Here is an 18,933-nt window from a genome sequence, read left to right as displayed (position 1 = left end):
GATTATGAGTTTAATTCTATTTGTTGTTCCTGTTTTAATGTTGTGAAATATACATCTTCCAAAGACGCATCAGTAGCGATAAATTCTGGAGCTGGTTGTGTATCGTTCATTACTCTAATTACCAGATTGCTATCTTCATCAAAACTGGATGAAATTATATTATAAGACGCTTCATAAGTAGGTAATTGATCCTTGGTTACCGTGGTTTTCCATATGGTTCCCGATAATGCCTTAACCAGGTTTTTCGGTGTGTTTTGTGCAAGAATTTTACCACCATTTAAAATGGCCATATCAGTACATAATTCTTTCACATCATCAACAATATGTGTAGAAAAAATTACAATATGATTTGTTCCTATCTCTCTTAAGACATTTAAGAATCTATGACGTTCTGCAGGATCTAGACCAGCTGTAGGTTCATCAACTATTATTAATTTAGGATCGTTGAGTAAAAGTTGGGCAATTCCAAACCTTTGTTTCATTCCTCCAGAATACCCAGCTACATGTTTATGTCTTACATCACTTAAATTGGTAACTTCAAGAGCTTTGTCTACAATTGCATTTCTTTCTGAACTGTTTGAAATTCCTTTAAGTTGGGCAAAATAATGTAATAGATCGTGAGCGCTCATTTTAGGATATACACCAAATTCTTGAGGTAGATATCCAAGAGTTTTTCTAAATTCAATTTTGTTATTAAGAATATCTAAATCATCTAGATGAATAGAACCTCCATCTGGTGCTTGTAAGGTGGCGATAGTACGCATCAATGAAGATTTTCCAGCTCCATTAGGACCTAGTAATCCAAACATTCCAGCGTGAATATCAATACTTACATTATCCAGTGCTTTTACACCGTTTTTATAAGTTTTAGATACATTTTTAAGGCTTAATAACATAATTGATGTTCTTTTGATTTGAATGGTTAGTGCAAGAACGTCACAATATGTTACATATCAAAACGATTATTCAATCGCGTATATTTCAATGGCAGGAGTCACACGATTTTCAAAATTAAATAAGGCTAGATTTTCCCAACTGCTTCCCTGTGTACTAGTAGAAACACCAGGTGCTACTGCAACCCAGTCAGGTGCCCAGTAACAAAAACCTATTCCTTTATTTTTAGGAAGGTTTTTAATTGTATTACGAATGCGCAATAAATAATTACGCTGTCCTGATGGTGTGGCGCCGTATTCTGGGATAAGTTGATTTTGAAGTCCTACTATATTATTCTTATTATCATTCCAGTTTAAGGTAAAAGGATAGGCAGTTTCTACTAGCAATATTTCTTGATTAAAACTTTGTGCTAATTCCTCTAATTTTTGTTCAATATCATCAAGATTAGTAGTTTGCCACCACGGATAATAACTCAATCCTATAACATCAAATTCAACGTTTCTATCTATAAGCTGTTGAAAAAAGTACTCGCTAGTTGCAATATCTGCCTTGTGAATTATAATTTTTGAAGTAGGAGATACTCTTTTAACACCATTAATTGCGGCTTTTGTCAGATCAATGTAATTATTCCAATTCTCATTACCACTATCGTATATCTTTCCAATAGGCCATAAAAAGCCATTATCAGTCTCATTTCCTATTTGAACAAATTTTGGTAACGTACCTTGGTCGTTTAATTCTTGTAAAACATTTTTACTATAATTTTCTATTGCGACTGTTAATTCTTGATGACTATAATTACTCCAATTACTGGGTAAGCGCTGTGAACCTGGATCGGCCCATGTGCTGGAATAGTGAAAGTCCAGTAAAAATTCCATGCCGTTTTCTTTGGCGCGTAACGCTTGTCTTTTTACATGGTCTAGGTCGTATAATCCGTTTGGATTATTTAACCACAATCTAATTCTTACGAGATTAACGCCTTTGCTAGATAAGTATGCATAATTGTTTGATATGACATTATTGTTCTCGTCCTTAAATTGCAATCCTGATTGTTCTAGTTCTTCTAGAAAGGATAAGTCCACACCTTTATAAAAGATTGTGGGTTCATTGTAGTTGTCCTGACTATCATTCTCATTACAAGAATAAAACGAGAAAGACGCAATCATTAAACAGTATAAATAAATACGTTTCATGTTTCAAATATAGTACTACAAATCGTCAATAAAAGTGTAGCCTTGCTCTTCCTTGCGTTGCAATACTTTTTGAAAAAATTTGTGAACGCTCTTATGATTAGCCTTTACTTTAATGAAATAATTATCTCTATAAATAGAATAGACATCGGCTTCACCTTTATAGATACTTAGTTTATAAAAAGGAATGGGTAAGGCAAAAGTCTCCAAAAGCGATCTAAATCTCACAATAATTCCTTTTTCGAGTATCTCTACATTACAAATATTGGCATTATTGTCAAGCACGAGTAGATTGTGAATATGAATACTACAACTTGTGATGTTCAGTTTAGGTGATCCAGAACCTCTTAATTTCCAGCGCTCTTTTAAGGAAAGCGGTACACCAACTTCCTGTCGTAGTTTACGTTGAATTTCAGGCTTATTATAGGAAACGTTATACAGCATATTGTTTTTAATTGAGTCTGTTTTACTGATTAATCCTTTCAATAGATATCATTAAAAGACATTCAGGTAGCTGTGTTTTTTTAAGAATGAAATAATGTTTGAGGTTTTATGCTTTCGCGAAAGCGTAACAATTAAATAGAAATATTTAATAACCCTAGTATCTTGTCTATAATACCCTAGTTCACAAGTCTTTTTTCTATTCCATTATATGTTTGGAAATACTACCTTTGCAGGCTTAAATTACTATACTATGTCTGTGATCCATCAGTTGGAAAATGTTACTAAAACAGCAGTTAAAGAGTTGTTTCAAGTTGATCTAGAAAAAGTTGAGGTAACTCTAACTCGCAAAGATCAAAATGGCCATTTTACCATTATGGTTTTTCCAATGTTGCGTCAAATTAAAGGTAATCCAGCAGTCATAGGTGAACAAATAGGAGCGTACTTACAAGAAAATACCGAGCTCATCGGTAGCTACGAGGTAATCAAAGGATTTTTGAATGTAACCTTGACAAACGCTGTCTTTATTATCGCTTTCAATGAAATGCTAAGTAATTCTAAGTACGGTTTTACTCCAGTTGACGATTCCTCACCAGGTATTATGGTTGAATATAGTTCACCTAATACGAATAAACCACTACACCTAGGTCATATAAGAAATAACTTATTAGGTTATAGTGTTGCGCAAATTCTAGAAGCATCGGGTAGACGTGTGAATAAAACACAAATAATAAACGATAGAGGTATCCATATATGTAAATCCATGCTTGCCTGGCAAGAACAGGGAAATGGAGAAACTCCAGAAAGTACAGGATTAAAAGGTGATAAATTAGTTGGGAATTATTATGTGAAGTTTGATAAACAATACAAGGAAGAAATAGCTCAACTCATTAATGAAGGTATAGATCCTAAAGAGGCAGAAAAACAAGCTCCATCCTTACTTAAAGCACAAGAAATGCTAAGGAAATGGGAAGCTGGTGATCCAGAAACAGTTGCTCTTTGGGAAAAAATGAATGGCTGGGTTTATGATGGGTTTGAGGTGACTTATAATAATCTAGGAGTAAGCTTTGATAGTCTTTACTATGAGAGTAATACCTATTTACTGGGTAAAGACATCATTGAAGAAGGTTTGCAAAAAGGCGTTTTCTTTAAGAAAGATGATGGTTCAGTTTGGATTGATTTATCAGATGAAGGATTGGATGAAAAGCTAGTACTACGTAGTGATGGTACTGCCGTTTATATGACTCAGGATATAGGTACTGCTATTCAGCGTGTTAAGGATCACCCTATAAACGCGATGGTTTATACAGTAGGAAATGAGCAAGATTATCATTTCAAAGTCTTGTTTTTAATCTTAAAGAAACTGGGTTATGATTGGGCCGAAAACCTGCATCACCTTAGTTATGGAATGGTTGAATTACCATCAGGTAAAATGAAGTCGCGTGAAGGAACCGTTGTAGATGCCGATGATTTAATGGAAGAGATGACAGCTACTGCACGTAAAATAGCTCTTGAACAAGGTAAACTTGATGGACTTTCTGCACAGGAACAAGAAGACCTTTTCAAAATTATAGGACTAGGCGCTCTCAAGTACTTCATGCTTAAAATTGACCCAGTGAAGAACATGATGTTTAATCCTGAAGAGTCTGTTGATTTTCAAGGAAACACAGGTCCTTTTATTCAATATGCACATGCTAGGATTAAATCTATTTTAAAGAAGGCTCAATTTGATTCTACTAAATTAAATGCTAATAGTGATCTAGATATCACCGACAAGGATATTGCAATCATTAAAACAATTGAGCAATTCCCTGATGTGATCCACCATGCTGCTACAAAATTAAATCCGGCTAGTATTGCCAATTATACGTATGAGCTAGTACGAGAATTTAATTCTTTCTATCAAAATGTCCCTAAGATTGTTGAAGAGGAAAATGCCGATTTAAAACAGTTTAGACTGTTGTTGTGTTACAAAACAGCGTTAGTTATCAAGGACGCTTGTTCACTGCTAGGAATCGATGTTCCTGAACAAATGTAGATATTCCTATGAAACCCAACTATTAATGAATTTAAAAGTTGATTAATAGGAATTATAAATTACGATTAACTATTTGACTGCATGACTAAATAATAGTGGTCAAATAGATTAATTTACCTTTGCAATCTAGAAAGCAATAAACCATGAATACCTTTACTGAATTAGAACTTAGAACACCGCTGCGTAAAAGTATAGAAGACCTAGGTTTTCAAACGATGACTCCTATACAGGAAAAGTCCTATTCAGTGGTAGCATCAGGACGTGATGTTATAGGTATTGCCCAAACAGGTACAGGGAAAACTCTTGCTTACATGCTTCCCTTACTTAATTCTTTACCCTATGCACAAATCGATGATCCTAGAATCTTGGTGCTCGTGCCTACCCGAGAATTAGTAGTGCAAGTAGTGGATAATATTAAATCCTATTCAGCGCAAATGAAGCTAAGGGTTCAAGGAGTTTATGGAGGTACTAATATTAACACGCAAAAGAAAGCTCTGGCAAATGGTGTTGATATTGTAGTAGCAACTCCAGGAAGGTTGTATGATCTTATAGTACATCAATCTATAAGTTTTAAACATTGCAAAAAGGTGGTTATCGATGAGGTAGATGTGATGTTGGATTTAGGGTTTAGATTTCAACTTACCAATATCTTTGATCATTTACCTAATAAAAGACAGAATATCATGTATTCTGCAACAATGACTGATCAAATAGAAGCCTTTATCAAGGACTATTTTTACAACCCTACCAAGGTGTCTGTAGCAGTTTCTGGAACAAGGCTGGATAACATAAATCAACAAAGTATAGCAGTACCTAACTTTTATACTAAGGTAAATTTACTCATGCACCTTATAAGTGATCACGAGGTTTATAGTAAAGTACTGGTTTTTGTAGATAATAAACGTAGTGCCGATAGGTTGCATGAGGTCATCCTACCTCATTACGGTAATGAAGTAGCAGTTATTCATTCCAACAAAACACAAAATTATCGTTTGCGATCCATTGAGGCATTTACAAACGGTGATTGTCGTATTCTTGTAGCTACAGATGTAATGGCACGTGGACTGGATATTGAGGGAATTTCACACGTTATTAATATCGATGTACCTGCATTTCCTGAAAACTACATGCATCGTATAGGACGTACTGGTAGAGCTCAAAATGCTGGTAATTCTATTTTATTCTACACTGAAAAAGAGATAGAATCAAAACAAGCTATTGAACTACTTATGGATTATTCTATTCCAGAAGTTGCCTTTCCTGATGAAGTTGAAGTGTCAAAACAAAAAACTCCTGAAGAACAACCCAAGGTCAGAGAAATTTTTAATCCTAATAAAGTAGAAGAAGAAGAGCGTGGTGCCGCTTTCCATGAAAAAAAGGATAAAAACAAAAAAACAAATCAAGGTGGTAGTTACCGTCGCAAAATGGCGGCTAAGTATAAAAAGCCCAAAACACGTGGTGATAAGAATGCCAATCGTCGTCGCAAGAAAAGATAACGACATCTTTTGAGCCATTTTCCATTAAAGTAGTAGGTTAATTAATGTTAAGGAGAGTACTTGTTACGCTTTCGCGAAAGCGTAATAACCACTTTTTCAACAGGTTATATTTACGGCATTATAATTGAAATGTCTGAGTGAAATAATATGCAAGGTGTGACATGTTGTTTATCTTGCAAACCTTAAATAACTACAAATGAAAAAAGTATTTTTATTATTCTTTTTAATAGGTTCAATGGCAATGGCACAGACTGCCTATGTGAATTCTGATTATCTACTAGCTTCAATGACTGAGATGCAAGCGGCAAATGCAGAAATTCAAAAATTGAATAAAAGTTTAGGCAGCGACTTGCAAAAAGCAGAGGCAAATGCAAAACAAAAATTGGCCGATCTACAATATAAAGCAAGTGCTCCTGGAGTTACGGAAGAACAAATGAAACAGTATGCCTCACAAGCAGATGCATTACAAAAGGAATTAGAAAGTAGTGCTCAAAGTGCAGAAAGAACACTAGGTCTTAAACGTCAAGAATTGTTAGACCCAATTCTAGAAAGGGTTAATGATGCAATAGAGGCTGTTGCTAAAGAAAAAGGTTTTAAACTTGTCGTAAATGCAAGTGCAGTGTTGTTTGCAGATGAGTCTGTTAATCTTACACCAGCAGTAGCAGCAAAATTAGGTGTTACTTTGAAGTAAGTAATCTGATTAATAAATATCTAAGCCACCTTTAAGGTGGCTTTTTTTATGCCCTATATTGTTCTATTAGATATGTTAATAGTAGTTATAAAAATAGTTTATATTTACCCCATATGCAGTTAGGAAGACTATATATGATAGGTGCGGTGATCTTAGCTTTAGCTTTGATCTCATTACCTGTTATTCCTACTTTAATGGATCAAGTAAGTAAATCAGAACTAGTTTATGATATTGATATCGAATTAGATTCTGAACAGATTTCTCTTAATGAGATAGAGAAAGAAAACCAACTACCAGTTTTATTTTATTCGATCTTATCCATTTCGATTCCATCTTATAAGGTGAAAAGCTCGATTAGTCATCATAATGCATTTAATTGGGATTCTCCCATCAGGCAAATCCAATTGCCGCCGCCAGTCATAGCGTAATATTTCTACCCTTTATTTAGTATTACCCATGCTCATGCATGTAAAAAAAAACGTATTATGTCTACAACCAAGTATTTACAAAATTTAAAATCAGATTTACCTGCAAGTATCGTAGTGTTTTTTGTTGCACTACCACTTTGTTTAGGAATAGCGCTAGCCAGCGGTGCACCGCCTTTTGCGGGAATAATAGCTGGTATTATAGGAGGAATAGTAGTTGGAGCTCTTAGTGGTTCTCAAATTGGAGTAAGCGGTCCAGCAGCTGGGCTTGCTGCAATAGTACTCGCATCTATTAGTGAATTAGGATATGAAACCTTTCTAGCCGCAGCAGTGATAGCTGGTGTTATCCAAATAGTTTTTGGAGTTGTACGTCTAGGTGTTATAGGATACTACTTTCCTAGTAGTGTGATTAAAGGGATGCTAGTAGGTATTGGTATTATTATTTTCACTAAACAAATCCCACATTTTTTCGGGTTAGATAAAGATCCACAAGGAGATTGGATGTTTTTTCAATTAGACGGAGAAACTACTTTTTCTGAAATAGGAAAGATTGGTGAATTTATCAGTCCTGGTGCAACTATAATAGCTGTAATTTCATTGGCAATTTTGTTGTTATGGAGTAACGTGTTAGTTAAAAAGTCTAAAGTGTTCCACTTAATTCAAGGGCCTTTGGTAGCTGTGGTAGTAGGAATATTATACTATTATTTTACTCAAGATAATACAGTATATGGTATTGCCAATGAACACCTAGTAAATGTTCCTGTGCCATCCAGTATGGATGACTTTTTTGGTCAATTTACTTTTCCTGATTTTAGTGATTTAGGTAATTTTTCAGTTTGGATAACTGCCTTTACGATTGCACTTGTAGCTAGTCTTGAAACTTTATTGTGTGTGGAAGCTACTGATAAACTAGATCCTCAAAAACGAGTAACACCAACTAACAGAGAATTACTGGCCCAAGGAACTGGTAACGTACTTTCTTCTTTAATAGGAGGATTACCTATTACTCAAGTTATTGTGCGCAGTAGTGCCAATGTTCAAAGTGGTGGACGTACTAAAATGAGCGCAATAATCCATGGTTTCTTCCTTTTGATATCAGTTATATCGATCCCTACCATACTTAACATGATCCCTAATTCGGTTCTTGCAGCTATATTATTAATCGTAGGATATAAACTTGCTAATCCAAAAACTTTTGCAGCAATGTGGAAAGCAGGATGGAGACAGTTTATACCCTTTATCGCAACTGTGATAGTTTTATATTTTAATTTCCTTGCAGGAGTAGGAGTAGGGCTGGCCATAGGAATAGTATTTACTTTATATCAAAGTTTTAAGAACAGTCATTTTCTACATAAAAAAGAAGCTGAGGTGGACAACCAGCATAAGATAAAAATGACTTTTGCTGAAGAAGTGACTTTCTTCAATAAAGCAACTATTTTAAAAGAATTAGATAGCATACCAGAAGATACCTTCCTAGAGATAGACGTGCGTAATACAGTTTATCTAGATCACGATGTTATCGAAATTTTAGAGGATTTTGGGACAAAAGCTAAAAATAGAAACATCTACATAAAACTATACTCACAAAGAGGTACGGTAGAAAATCCCGATAGTTTTATCGAGTTTTTTAAACGAAAAAAATTACAATCAGCTTAATTATTAATGATGATTACACAAAATAAAGAAACACAAGCGGCGATGACTCCGCAAGCCGCTTTAAAGGAATTAAAAGAAGGAAATCAAAGATTTGTTGGACAACAACAAATTTCACGAAATTTCAACGAACAAATACAATCAACTAGCACTGGACAATTCCCATTTGCTACCGTACTTCATTGTATAGACAGTAGGGTAAGCGCCGAGCATATTTTTGATCAAGGGATTGGAGATTTATTTAGTGTAAGAATTGCAGGAAACTTCGTTAATGAAGATATTTTGGGAAGTATGGAGTTTGCTACTAAACTTGCTGGGACCAAAGTTATTTTAGTATTAGGTCATACTGCGTGTGGTGCCATTAAAGGTGCCTGTGATCATGCGCGTATGGGTAACCTTACCACATTGATTAATAAATTAGAACCAGCAGTTGAAGCTGTAAAGGAGCCAAAAGAAGAAGACCAACGTACCTCTAAAAATATTGATTTTGTAAATGCTGTCGCTAAACAAAACGTATTGATGACGATTGAAAACATCCTTAAAAAAAGTGAGGTGATCAGAGAACTTGTAGAGGATGAAGATGTTTTATTAGTTGGTGGTATGTATGACATTTCAACAGGCTCAGTAGACTTTTATTAATACAGTCAGTGTTTGAAAAAACATTTAAATATTCAAGACCTAGTTTTACAATACACAGTATTGGTAGAACTAGGTTTTATTTTTCCATCTTGATAGGATTTGTTGTAGGGCTTATTCTATTTTATGGTTTTTACTTGTTTTTTTATATAGATTCTTTTTTAAGTTTCAATAATGATTACCGTATATACGATGGCATTATCATAGACAGGCATAAAGATAGTTCAATACTATATGCTTTATCTGGGTTAAGTTTTTGTCTAGGTTATCTAATTACCGTCTATCTATGGCTTACTTCCCATATTAATCATATCGATAGAAGAATTTCAAGATTTGCGAGATATGGAGCAACACAAGTATCATTCTATTTTTTTATAGTACTGTATTTTGTTTTTAAAATACAATCAGTCACTATGGAATATGCCCAGATAATAGTTCAAGAATACCAATATAGCTTTTGGTTGTTACCAGTTTTTCTCTTTCTTTTTGCAAATCAGCACCTATCTAGAATTTACAAAAATTGGGTGCAACTTATATTTTCATCAATAAGCATTACTGCTGCCTGCTTGTTGTTGATACTAATTGTCGGTTAGAGAGAAAGTAATCTGTCGGCTGCATCAAATGCCGATATTTTACGGTTAACAACAGAAGTTTCTATCTCTTTAATTTGATTTACTATTTCAGATCTTGAATAGAATGCTTCTTTTAATCGGTCTTCTATAGTTTGATGTAACCAGTATAATTCTTGTGAATTACGACGTTCCAGTAAACTACCGTTTTGATTTATATGTTGTCTAAATGATGCAATCTCTTGAGCAATTTCTTCAATGCCTTCATTGTGCAATCCACTACATAAATGCACCTTAACTGGATATTGATGGGATTTAGGATTTATAAGATGCAACGCATTTTGAAACTCTCTTCTGGCATGTAAAGCCGCTTTTTTATTATCACCATCAGCTTTATTAATAATAACAGCATCGGCCATTTCCATGATTCCTCGTTTAATCCCTTGTAAATCGTCTCCAGCGCCTGCGAGTTTAAGGAGAAGGAAAAAGTCAGTCATGCTGTGAACTGCAGTTTCACTTTGACCGACTCCAACAGTTTCTACCATAATAAAGTCAAATCCTGCCGCCTCACACAGCAAGATGGCTTCTCTGGTTTTTCTTGCCACGCCACCTAGAGTTTCGCCTGCTGGACTAGGTCTTATATAAGCAAATTTACTTTTAACCAATTGCTCCATTCTAGTTTTGTCTCCTAGTATGCTTCCCTTGGAAACACTACTACTGGGATCGATAGCTAGTACAGCTACCTTAAAACCTAATTTGATTAAATGAATTCCTAGAGACTCTATAAATGTTGATTTGCCTACTCCTGGAACGCCAGTTATTCCTAATCTAAAGGAGTTTCCTGAATAGGGTAGTGCTTGTTGTAGTAACGCTTTCGCGAAAGCATAATCCTCACTAGCTTTACTTTCAACACCAGTTATTGCTCTACTTAAAGCACTTATATCTCCTTTTCTTAATTTCTCAAAAACTTCCTGTGAGGAAGGTTTTTTCCTGCGTTGCCAGGATTTAGGATTAAGGTGCTCTAAACTCATAAAAGTTATTTGGATGCAAATTTATAGCCTAGATAAGCCATAGGTATATAGGCAATTGTTAAATCTAGTATCATAAACCAGGTAGGTCCTCCAAACATTGAAATAGCGGTAATACCGCCAACTAGGAAAAACCCACCAATTAATAAAGACCAAAGTAGTTGGTATGATACAGCAACTTTTGAAGCAATGTATGCGCCAAACAAGGTTCCTAAAGCATGCGCCAAAAATGGGAAGATAAAGTATTCCATCGATAGAGTAGGAATCACTTGTGCATAGGCTTCATAATCATTAGGATCGATTCCTGTGGGAAAAATTGCGTTACCTATAAAGACGATACCGCTGTTGAGTAAACCACCAGCGATTATTCCCGCTGGTAATGCTATAATATTTCGTAATAGAGGTTTCATAATGGTAGATTTTCAACCACTAAAATACTACTATTACTGAACAATCTTAACAATTCATTTCTTTACAAGGGTCGTGTCCCCAATTTTTAAGGCTGTATCTCCAATCGCTTTCTTTTATATCGCTGTCTGGTTTTTGAGCTGTGTGCCTGTGAATATATCCTATCACTTTATTCATGTGCACGTAGTCATTTTGATTGAGATCGTCCTTCTTCTTGTTTTTGATACTTATAATCTTACGTCCAGACTTATGACCTTTTGATTCTCCATCACCACTATCTTGACCTACACTTTTTGATTTGTCGGTATCTAACCATTGTTCTAGTTCACTCGGAGTCATGTTTACAGCATCATAGAAATCGTCATAAATCTCTTCATTACTCTTATCACTCATTTTTTATTTAAAACTATAAAATGAATATACCTTTTGTAGTTAGTAAGTTGTTAACTAAGAATATTTTAACTGGGTTTACTGAATAAAAAAATCCCCAACAAAAAATGTTGAGGATTTATCTTATGGTGATAGTTACAGTTATGCTTTACCTTGAACCACCCATTCACCTTTGTTTATTAAAGGGATTGCTTGTTTAAATTTAACTTCTTTGGTCTCACCTGTCATCACGTTCTTAATCACTACCTTCTCATTACGACCGATTTTAGGTTGTTCACGGGTTATGGTCTCAGTAACTTGTGGACGTTGTTGACTAGCACCTGCTCCAACTGATCTAGCTTGTGCTGCTCGCTCATCGCTGTTCAAAACTTCTTCTTTTTGAGTGGTAGTTTTTTCAATCTTTCTTTCTCTTGCTTCACTTATGTTTGAAGTGTCTCTAGTAGGTAGGTCACCTTTGAACATAAATCCTATTACTTCTTTATTTACTTTATCGACCATTTGTTTGAAAAGTTCAAAGGCTTCAAATTTGTAAATAAGTAAAGGATCTTTTTGTTCATGGACAGCTAGTCTCACACTTTGACGTAATTCATCCATTTGACGTAGATGATTTTTCCAAGAGTCATCGATTATGGCTAGCGTAATGTTTTTCTCAAAATCTGTAACCAGAGTTCTCCCTTCGCTCTCGTAGGCATCGTTAAGATTAGTCGCTACATTAAGTGTTTTTATACCATCGGTAAATGGAACTGCAATACGTTCATAATTGCGTTCATCATTTTCTACAATGTTTTTAATTACCGGAAACACTTCCTGAGCAGTGCGCTCCATTTTATCCTTATAATGGTTGTATGCTGCTTTATAAACGATACCTGTGATTTCTTGATCAGATTTTGACTTGAATTCTGATTCATTGATAGGACTGCTCATTGAGAAAAATCTTATCAATTCAAATTCAAAATTCTTGTAGTCTTGAGCAAGTTTATTACTTGTAGTTACATCTTCGGCGATATCATAGATCATGTTTGCGATATCTACAGCAAGACGTTCTCCAAATAAGGCATTATAACGGCGTTTATAAATTACCTCACGTTGCGTGTTCATTACATCATCATAATCAAGAAGATTTTTACGCACACCAAATGCGTTTTCTTCTACTTTTTTCTGTGCTCTTTCAATGGATTTAGAAATCATAGAATGTTGAATAACTTCACCTTCTTTCATTCCTAATCGGTCCATAGTTTTCGCCATACGCTCTGATCCGAATAACCTCATTAAATTATCCTCAAGAGAGACATAGAACTGTGAACTACCTGGATCACCTTGACGACCAGCACGACCTCTTAACTGGCGATCTACACGTCTAGAATCATGACGTTCAGTACCAATTATGGCAAGACCACCTGCATTCTTAACTTCATCTGATAGTTTAATATCTGTACCACGACCAGCCATGTTTGTAGCAATGGTTATTTGTCCTGGGTTACCAGCTTGAGCGACAATATCAGCTTCCTTTTTATGCTGTTTTGCATTAAGAACATTGTGTTCTATTCCTGCACGTTGTAATGTACGACTTAATAATTCTGAAATCTCAACAGAGGTTGTTCCTATAAGAACAGGTCTTCCTTGTTCTCTTAAAGATAAAACTTCATCAATTACTGCCTTATATTTTTCACGTTTAGTCTTATAAACCAAGTCTTGTCTATCGTCACGAGCAATTGGTCTGTTAGTTGGAATTTCAACAACATCCAACTTATAGATTTCCCAGAATTCACCAGCTTCAGTAATTGCAGTACCTGTCATTCCCGATAGTTTTTTATACATACGGAAATAGTTTTGTAACGTAATGGTAGCAAAGGTTTGTGTGGCGTCTTGAATTTTTACATTTTCTTTTGCCTCAATTGCTTGGTGTAAACCATCGCTGTAACGTCGTCCTTCCATCACACGACCTGTTTGTTCATCAACGATTTTTACAGACATTTCACGTGTAATCCCTTTTGCAGTTTCTTTTTCTTCTTCTGCAACTATATATTCTACATCTTTTTCAAAAAGAGTGTAAGCTTTAAGAAGTTGATTTAGAGTATGAATACGTTCTGATTTAATCGAGTATTCACGAAATAGATCTTCTTTCTTTTCAGCTTGTTCTTCGGCAGAAATGTCTTCTTTTTCAATTTTGGCAATCTCGATACCTAGTTCAGGAAGTACAAAGAATTCTGGATCTTCGGCACCTGATAAATGCTCAATACCTTTATCGGTTAATTCAACCTGATTGTTCTTTTCATCAATCACGAAATAAAGAGATTTGTCAATCTCTGGCATTTCACGATTGTTATCTTGCATGTAAAAATTCTCAGTTTTTTGAAGTAAAGTTTTATTTCCTTCTTCACTTAGGAATTTTATCAATGCTTTATTCTTAGGTAATCCTCTATAAACGGTGTAAAGTAATTTACCACCTTCTTTAGTGTCACCGTCATTAATTAATTTCTTGGCTTGTGCAAGTGTTTGCGTTAATTCTCTACGTTGAATGGTTACCACATTCTCGACAGGAGCCTTCAACATGTCAAATTCTTGACGATCACCACCTTTTGGAATAGGACCAGAGATGATTAAAGGCGTACGAGCATCATCGATTAAAACGGAATCGGTCTCATCAATGATTGCATAGTTATGTTTACGTTGAACAAGATCCTTTGGCGAGTGAGCCATGTTGTCTCTCAAATAATCAAAACCAAACTCATTATTGGTACCGTAGGTAATATCTGCTAGATAAGCTTTTCTACGTTCTTCTGAATTAGGTTTGTGATAATCGATACAATCGATAGTAAGTCCATGAAATTCAAAAATTGGACCTATCCAGGCGCTATCACGTTTTGCTAGATAATCGTTAACGGTAACTACATGAACACCATTACCAGTTAAGGCATTAAGATAAACAGGAAGAGTAGCTACAAGGGTTTTACCTTCACCAGTTTGCATTTCGGCAATTTTTCCTTGATGAAGTACCGTACCACCAATAAGCTGTACATCATAATGAATCATATCCCAGGTAACTGCTTTACCTGCTGCATCCCAAGAATTGGCCCAAATAGCATTGTCACCATCTAATCGAACATAATCCTTAACAGCAGAAAGTTCACGGTCTCTAGGTGAAGCCTGTACTATCAATTCTTCATTTTGAACAAAACGTTTTGCAGTTTCTTTAACAACAGCAAAAGCTTCGGCCATTATTTCTTCTAGAACAGCTTCTGTTTGATCATAAGCAACATCATTTAATTGGTCGATCTCATTATATAAATCTTCCTTTTTATCGATGTCTTGTTCCTGTTCTACTTGAAGTTTAAGATTTTCAATTTGCTCTAAAGTATCCTTTTTAGCAGCTTGAATTTTATCTTTAAATTCTTGAGTTTTTGCTCTTAATTCATCTATGGAAAGAGAACTTAATTCCTTCTCAAAGGAAAGAATTTGATTCACGTAAGGCTGTAAATCTTTAATATCTTTCTTTGCTTTATCTCCAACAAAGATTTTTAAAACGGAATCTAATAGTCCCATATATTGTTACTTAATTGATTAATAGTAGTTTAAAAAATGAATACTACCTTTGCTAATATCCTAAATTCAAGCAAAAAAAAAGTCTCTTTGCGAGACTTTTTTATGATGTAATTGTTTTTTAATATTCATCCTCGTTCCAGAGGTAATCCTCATCGGTAGGATAATCGGGCCATATTTCTTCAATAGACTCATATATTTCACCTTCATCTTCAATTGCTTGAAGATTTTCAACCACTTCTAAAGGTGCCCCAGTACGTATGGCATAGTCAATAAGCTCATCTTTCATAGCTGGCCATGGAGCGTCACTTAAATATGATGCTAGTTCAAGCGTCCAATACATAATTTTACTCGTTAATTTTTGCAAAAATAAACTTATCGTAGATTTATGCAAGTTATTATTTATTAATGATTCAAGATTTGCAAAGAGCGTACAAGCTTTTGAAAATCAAAATGTTTTGTGCCCAGTGTTATAGACTCAGTTACCCCACTTGTGAATGCTGATTTAAAATCAACTAATTCTTAATACTTTTTTGGGACCCATTTTATTTCTTCGGCTTGCAAATCAAATGACAATTTACGTGCCAAGACAAATAAGTAGTCAGACAGTCTGTTTAAATACCTTAAAACCTGCTCGTCAATAGGAGTATTTTCGTTTAATTCACTAGCTAAACGCTCTGCTCTTCGACATACGGTTCTAGTAATGTGACAAAATGACACCGATTGATGTCCTCCAGGAAGAATAAAGTGAGTCATAGGCGGAAGATCCTCATTCATTCTATCCATTTCTTGTTCTAGCATTAATATATCCTCATCGGCTATTTTGGAAATATTAAGGCGGTCTTTACCATTTTTCAATTTTTCTTTTTCTGGTGGTGTTGCTAGTATAGCACCTACTGTAAATAAATGATCTTGTATATCGATAAGAATTTTTTTAGTAGACGCTGTAACTGGTTGGTCTCTCAATAAACCTATCCATGAATTGAGCTCGTCTACCGTACCATAACTATCAATTCTTAAATTATGTTTAGGTACTCTTGTGCCTCCAAATAAAGCAGTGGTTCCTTTATCACCTGTTTTAGTATAGATTTTCATAAAAATAAGATTCCTACAAATGTACTAGTATGACGCAAGAGTTTACTAAAAAGTATCATAATCTATACGCACCTTATTGTTGTATAAAATTAAAATCCCACGAATAGCATTCGTGGGATTTAATTGATTGTAATAATTCAATGTGAAAAGTTGCTAGTAAATCAAGGATACTTCAACCTCAAAATTATCGTAGATAAAATTGTCGCCTAATCCCTTAAAAAAACTTTTAGACCCATATTTTACGTTGTACTTGCTTCTGTCTATAACAAGGGTAGTGGTAGCTTCATTATTATTATAAGTAAGATCAAAAGTTATTGGGTGAGTAATACCTTTAATTGACAAATCTGCAGTGATTGTCGCATATCCTTCCTTGTTATCAATACTCGTAAAATCTAGAGTGGCTTGTGGATGATTTGCCGTTGAGAAAAAATCATCACTTTTTAAGTGACCTTCTAATTTACCTTTCATTTCTCCTTCTAGATCTGTAACTACCAGACTAGACATGTCAATTACAAAACTTCCACCTTTAATCTTATTATTTTCAAACTCTAAAGTTCCTGATGTTAGATTAATTGTTCCTGTGTGCTGTCCACCAAATTTCTTACCGGTCCATACAGCGGTGCTTTTTTCAGTATTTATTTTTTTCATGTTAACATTGTTTGTGAATGTTGCAGCTACTATAGCTAGAACAACAGTCGATTTAAAAATTAAGTTCATTTTAATTGTTTTTACATTAATTGTACATACATATAATTATTTAAATTTTTTACAACTTCATAAGAAGGGCAATTAATCGTTTTTTCTCCTCGTCGTTAAGGTTTTGAGTGATTTCGCTTTCTTTTTCGTCCACTTGATGGTCGAGAATAGTTAGTAGATTTAATCCTTCTTGAGTTATGGTAATTTCAATTTGTCTGCGATCTGACGGACATTGTACTCGTTTTACCAATTTTTTTGTAACTAATTTATCGATTACTCTAGTGGTGTTAGAATTGGCGTGAATCATGTCCTTGCTTACATCCTGTAAACTGGCTGGTTTACCATTTCTACCTCTTAAAATACGCAATGCATTAAATTGTTGAAGGGTTATTCCTTGCTCTTTTATAGCGCTACTTACTTCATCAGTAAAGTCGGTACCTTTCTTGATGATTGTAGTAGTTAGCTTTCGCGAAAGCGGAATATGCATTTTGTTTTCTTTCATTAATTACAATTGAATTAATTGTAGGTACAAATATATTATTTTACTCTTACGATTAGATTTATTTCATGTTAAAAATAAATTAAGCTTTTTAAGGTCAAAGAAATTCAAAGAGAATAAATAGTAAGTTTGAACGTTAACAAAAGAAAAATTGCTATGAGAAAATTGATTTGTTTAATTGCCTTGATGTCTGTTTATTTTGCTCAAGCTCAAACTGATGGAGGAGTAGGACTAAAGGCAGGAGTTAATTATGGGTCTACAGGAGATTTATCTCAAGACGGTCAAACTATTATTGATAATCCTGATGAAAAAATAGGATTTCACGTTGGTGTTTTTGGGAAAATAGATTTAGGAGCTATTTACATAAGACCAGAATTAATGTATACTCAATTGAATAGTGAGTATAATGGGCTAGGATTTGAAGTAAATAAATTGGATGCTCCTGTTTTAGTAGGTGTCAATATTATAGGACCTCTCCATATTTTTGCAGGGCCTAGTTTTCAATATATTCTAGATACTGACCTTGAGGATGTTGATATTGATGACGTAGAAGAGGATTTCACCATAGGAGCACAATTTGGAGTAGGCGTTAATTTAGGTAATCTGGGTATTGATGTGCGTTATGAACGTGGTTTTACAGAAAACGAAGCCGAGTTCACCAATGTAGGATCTCTAGGTACACTTGATACTAGACCTAGTCAAATCATATTAGGACTAAGTCTTACTCTATAATTTCTAAGTTATGGAACAAGATTTCAAAATCTTGTTCCTTCTTATTTCCAATAAGCAGCCCAATTTCAATGGGCTGTTTTCCATTATAAACTTCTTTATTTAATTTTCTACCGCGATACTGAGGTTTTAAATCTTTTACGGTAAAATTAATGGTTTGCTTTTCACCAGTTGTTTGAAATTTATATACATAAGATATCCAGGAATCTTGCGCAGCTCTCAACCTAAATTCATAATCGCTACCATCTCCTGTAATCGTAAGCTTGAAGGATTTAACCTCGTTAATATTTAAAGGTTTTACATTATATCGCAACGAGGCAAAACCACCGTTGTTTCTTGTCGATACATGACCGTAATATCGTAGTTGTTTACCTGTAATCTCAAAATTAGATTGTGACAATCCACCCATCACGCCATCATTAATTATATACCAATTTTCAGCATCATTTTTATCTGGTGTTATAGTATGAGTAGTGGTTAGCATAAGGCATAGAATAAACAACAGAAAACGCATT

General features: G+C 34.6%; 20 protein-coding genes. 8 read left to right on the top strand and 12 right to left on the bottom strand.

The features are described 5' to 3' along the window. Positions 1–2: 2 nt before the first annotated feature. From AAT17_RS03490 to AAT17_RS03480, 3 genes are all read right to left on the bottom strand, one after another. On the bottom strand, positions 3–896 hold the full coding sequence (locus tag AAT17_RS03490; RefSeq protein WP_060522945.1) for an ABC transporter ATP-binding protein: 894 nt from the start codon (positions 894–896) through the stop codon (positions 3–5). Between the two features lie 66 nt (positions 897–962). Beyond that, a complete protein-coding gene (locus AAT17_RS03485; RefSeq protein ID WP_060522944.1) occupies positions 963–2,087 on the bottom strand; it encodes a glycosyl hydrolase 53 family protein in 1,125 nt (374 codons plus the stop codon). A 15-nt stretch (positions 2,088–2,102) separates the two neighbouring features. Beyond that, positions 2,103–2,528, bottom strand: coding sequence for a hypothetical protein (locus tag AAT17_RS03480; protein ID WP_060524977.1), 426 nt, complete (start codon positions 2,526–2,528; stop codon positions 2,103–2,105). Between the two features lie 250 nt (positions 2,529–2,778). Here AAT17_RS03480 and argS point away from each other — a divergent pair, with 250 nt between their 5' ends. The 7 genes from argS (at position 2,779) to AAT17_RS03445 (ending at position 10,057) form a co-directional block, all read left to right on the top strand. After that, the gene (gene argS / locus AAT17_RS03475) at positions 2,779–4,563 is read left to right on the top strand and encodes an arginine--tRNA ligase (RefSeq protein ID WP_060524974.1); all 1,785 of its coding nucleotides are present in this window, start codon (positions 2,779–2,781) and stop codon (positions 4,561–4,563) included. 143 nt (positions 4,564–4,706) lie between these two features. Continuing rightward, a complete protein-coding gene (locus AAT17_RS03470; protein ID WP_060522943.1) occupies positions 4,707–6,059 on the top strand; it encodes a DEAD/DEAH box helicase in 1,353 nt (450 codons plus the stop codon). A gap of 196 nt (positions 6,060–6,255) precedes the next feature. Further along, the gene (locus tag AAT17_RS03465) at positions 6,256–6,750 is read left to right on the top strand and encodes an OmpH family outer membrane protein (protein WP_042279037.1); all 495 of its coding nucleotides are present in this window, start codon (positions 6,256–6,258) and stop codon (positions 6,748–6,750) included. A 113-nt stretch (positions 6,751–6,863) separates the two neighbouring features. Further along, positions 6,864–7,178: a hypothetical protein gene (locus tag AAT17_RS03460; RefSeq protein WP_060522942.1), complete on the top strand. Its 315-nt coding sequence runs from the start codon at positions 6,864–6,866 to the stop codon at positions 7,176–7,178. 57 nt (positions 7,179–7,235) lie between these two features. Beyond that, positions 7,236–8,831 (top strand): SulP family inorganic anion transporter, encoded by a 1,596-nt coding sequence (locus AAT17_RS03455; RefSeq protein WP_042279042.1) that lies wholly within the window; start codon positions 7,236–7,238, stop codon positions 8,829–8,831. 9 nt (positions 8,832–8,840) lie between these two features. Continuing rightward, on the top strand, positions 8,841–9,467 hold the full coding sequence (locus AAT17_RS03450) for a carbonic anhydrase family protein (RefSeq protein ID WP_042279101.1): 627 nt from the start codon (positions 8,841–8,843) through the stop codon (positions 9,465–9,467). 8 nt (positions 9,468–9,475) lie between these two features. Beyond that, positions 9,476–10,057: a hypothetical protein gene (locus AAT17_RS03445; RefSeq protein WP_172792941.1), complete on the top strand. Its 582-nt coding sequence runs from the start codon at positions 9,476–9,478 to the stop codon at positions 10,055–10,057. Here the strand turns inward: AAT17_RS03445 and meaB are convergent. From meaB to AAT17_RS03405, 8 genes are all read right to left on the bottom strand, one after another. Next, positions 10,054–11,064 (bottom strand): methylmalonyl Co-A mutase-associated GTPase MeaB, encoded by a 1,011-nt coding sequence (gene meaB, locus AAT17_RS03440; RefSeq protein ID WP_060522940.1) that lies wholly within the window; start codon positions 11,062–11,064, stop codon positions 10,054–10,056. The two genes, AAT17_RS03445 and meaB, sit on opposite strands and share 4 nt — an antisense overlap. Before the next feature lie 5 nt (positions 11,065–11,069). Continuing rightward, positions 11,070–11,471 carry a hypothetical protein gene (locus AAT17_RS03435; protein ID WP_060522939.1) on the bottom strand — a complete coding sequence of 134 codons (402 nt, stop codon included), beginning with the start codon at positions 11,469–11,471 and terminating at the stop codon, positions 11,070–11,072. Positions 11,472–11,517: 46 nt separating this feature from the next. Next, on the bottom strand, positions 11,518–11,862 hold the full coding sequence (locus AAT17_RS03430; protein ID WP_060522938.1) for a DUF3140 domain-containing protein: 345 nt from the start codon (positions 11,860–11,862) through the stop codon (positions 11,518–11,520). Between the two features lie 138 nt (positions 11,863–12,000). Then, positions 12,001–15,402, bottom strand: coding sequence for a preprotein translocase subunit SecA (gene secA / locus AAT17_RS03425; protein WP_060522937.1), 3,402 nt, complete (start codon positions 15,400–15,402; stop codon positions 12,001–12,003). A gap of 118 nt (positions 15,403–15,520) precedes the next feature. Then, positions 15,521–15,742: a DUF2795 domain-containing protein gene (locus tag AAT17_RS03420; protein ID WP_042279049.1), complete on the bottom strand. Its 222-nt coding sequence runs from the start codon at positions 15,740–15,742 to the stop codon at positions 15,521–15,523. Between the two features lie 179 nt (positions 15,743–15,921). Beyond that, on the bottom strand, positions 15,922–16,494 hold the full coding sequence (locus AAT17_RS03415; RefSeq protein WP_060522936.1) for a cob(I)yrinic acid a,c-diamide adenosyltransferase: 573 nt from the start codon (positions 16,492–16,494) through the stop codon (positions 15,922–15,924). Between the two features lie 153 nt (positions 16,495–16,647). Then, positions 16,648–17,211, bottom strand: coding sequence for a YceI family protein (locus AAT17_RS03410; RefSeq protein ID WP_060522935.1), 564 nt, complete (start codon positions 17,209–17,211; stop codon positions 16,648–16,650). Positions 17,212–17,260: 49 nt separating this feature from the next. Further along, the gene (locus AAT17_RS03405) at positions 17,261–17,692 is read right to left on the bottom strand and encodes a MarR family winged helix-turn-helix transcriptional regulator (RefSeq protein ID WP_060522934.1); all 432 of its coding nucleotides are present in this window, start codon (positions 17,690–17,692) and stop codon (positions 17,261–17,263) included. 153 nt (positions 17,693–17,845) lie between these two features. On the opposite strand from AAT17_RS03405, the gene AAT17_RS03400 reads away from it, so the two are divergent. Next, entirely contained in the window at positions 17,846–18,421 is a 576-nt protein-coding gene (locus tag AAT17_RS03400; RefSeq protein WP_042279103.1) for a porin family protein, read from the top strand. Here AAT17_RS03400 and AAT17_RS03395 read toward each other — a convergent pair. Further along, on the bottom strand, positions 18,411–18,902 hold the full coding sequence (locus AAT17_RS03395) for a CIA30 family protein (RefSeq protein ID WP_060522933.1): 492 nt from the start codon (positions 18,900–18,902) through the stop codon (positions 18,411–18,413). The two genes, AAT17_RS03400 and AAT17_RS03395, sit on opposite strands and share 11 nt — an antisense overlap. Positions 18,903–18,933: the final 31 nt, after the last annotated feature.

Origin of the sequence: Nonlabens sp. MIC269 (genome assembly GCF_001430865.1) — a bacterium.
Classification (GTDB): Bacteria; Bacteroidota; Bacteroidia; order Flavobacteriales; family Flavobacteriaceae; genus Nonlabens; species Nonlabens tegetincola.
This window is presented reverse-complemented; position numbering and strand designations above follow the sequence as displayed.

Coding starts and splice junctions, on each gene's coding strand:
- secA (WP_060522937.1), bottom strand. CDS start 15,402: ATGGGACTATTAGATTCCGTTTTAAAAATCTTTGTTGGAGATAAAGCA.
- AAT17_RS03470 (WP_060522943.1), top strand. CDS start 4,707: ATGAATACCTTTACTGAATTAGAACTTAGAACACCGCTGCGTAAAAGT.
- AAT17_RS03490 (WP_060522945.1), bottom strand. CDS start 896: ATGTTATTAAGCCTTAAAAATGTATCTAAAACTTATAAAAACGGTGTA.
- meaB (WP_060522940.1), bottom strand. CDS start 11,064: ATGAGTTTAGAGCACCTTAATCCTAAATCCTGGCAACGCAGGAAAAAA.
- AAT17_RS03485 (WP_060522944.1), bottom strand. CDS start 2,087: ATGAAACGTATTTATTTATACTGTTTAATGATTGCGTCTTTCTCGTTT.
- AAT17_RS03465 (WP_042279037.1), top strand. CDS start 6,256: ATGAAAAAAGTATTTTTATTATTCTTTTTAATAGGTTCAATGGCAATG.
- argS (WP_060524974.1), top strand. CDS start 2,779: ATGTCTGTGATCCATCAGTTGGAAAATGTTACTAAAACAGCAGTTAAA.
- AAT17_RS03460 (WP_060522942.1), top strand. CDS start 6,864: ATGCAGTTAGGAAGACTATATATGATAGGTGCGGTGATCTTAGCTTTA.
- AAT17_RS03420 (WP_042279049.1), bottom strand. CDS start 15,742: ATGTATTGGACGCTTGAACTAGCATCATATTTAAGTGACGCTCCATGG.
- AAT17_RS03405 (WP_060522934.1), bottom strand. CDS start 17,692: ATGAAAGAAAACAAAATGCATATTCCGCTTTCGCGAAAGCTAACTACT.
- AAT17_RS03410 (WP_060522935.1), bottom strand. CDS start 17,211: ATGAACTTAATTTTTAAATCGACTGTTGTTCTAGCTATAGTAGCTGCA.
- AAT17_RS03400 (WP_042279103.1), top strand. CDS start 17,846: ATGAGAAAATTGATTTGTTTAATTGCCTTGATGTCTGTTTATTTTGCT.
- AAT17_RS03415 (WP_060522936.1), bottom strand. CDS start 16,494: ATGAAAATCTATACTAAAACAGGTGATAAAGGAACCACTGCTTTATTT.
- AAT17_RS03450 (WP_042279101.1), top strand. CDS start 8,841: ATGATTACACAAAATAAAGAAACACAAGCGGCGATGACTCCGCAAGCC.
- AAT17_RS03430 (WP_060522938.1), bottom strand. CDS start 11,862: ATGAGTGATAAGAGTAATGAAGAGATTTATGACGATTTCTATGATGCT.
- AAT17_RS03455 (WP_042279042.1), top strand. CDS start 7,236: ATGTCTACAACCAAGTATTTACAAAATTTAAAATCAGATTTACCTGCA.
- AAT17_RS03435 (WP_060522939.1), bottom strand. CDS start 11,471: ATGAAACCTCTATTACGAAATATTATAGCATTACCAGCGGGAATAATC.
- AAT17_RS03480 (WP_060524977.1), bottom strand. CDS start 2,528: ATGCTGTATAACGTTTCCTATAATAAGCCTGAAATTCAACGTAAACTA.
- AAT17_RS03395 (WP_060522933.1), bottom strand. CDS start 18,902: ATGCTAACCACTACTCATACTATAACACCAGATAAAAATGATGCTGAA.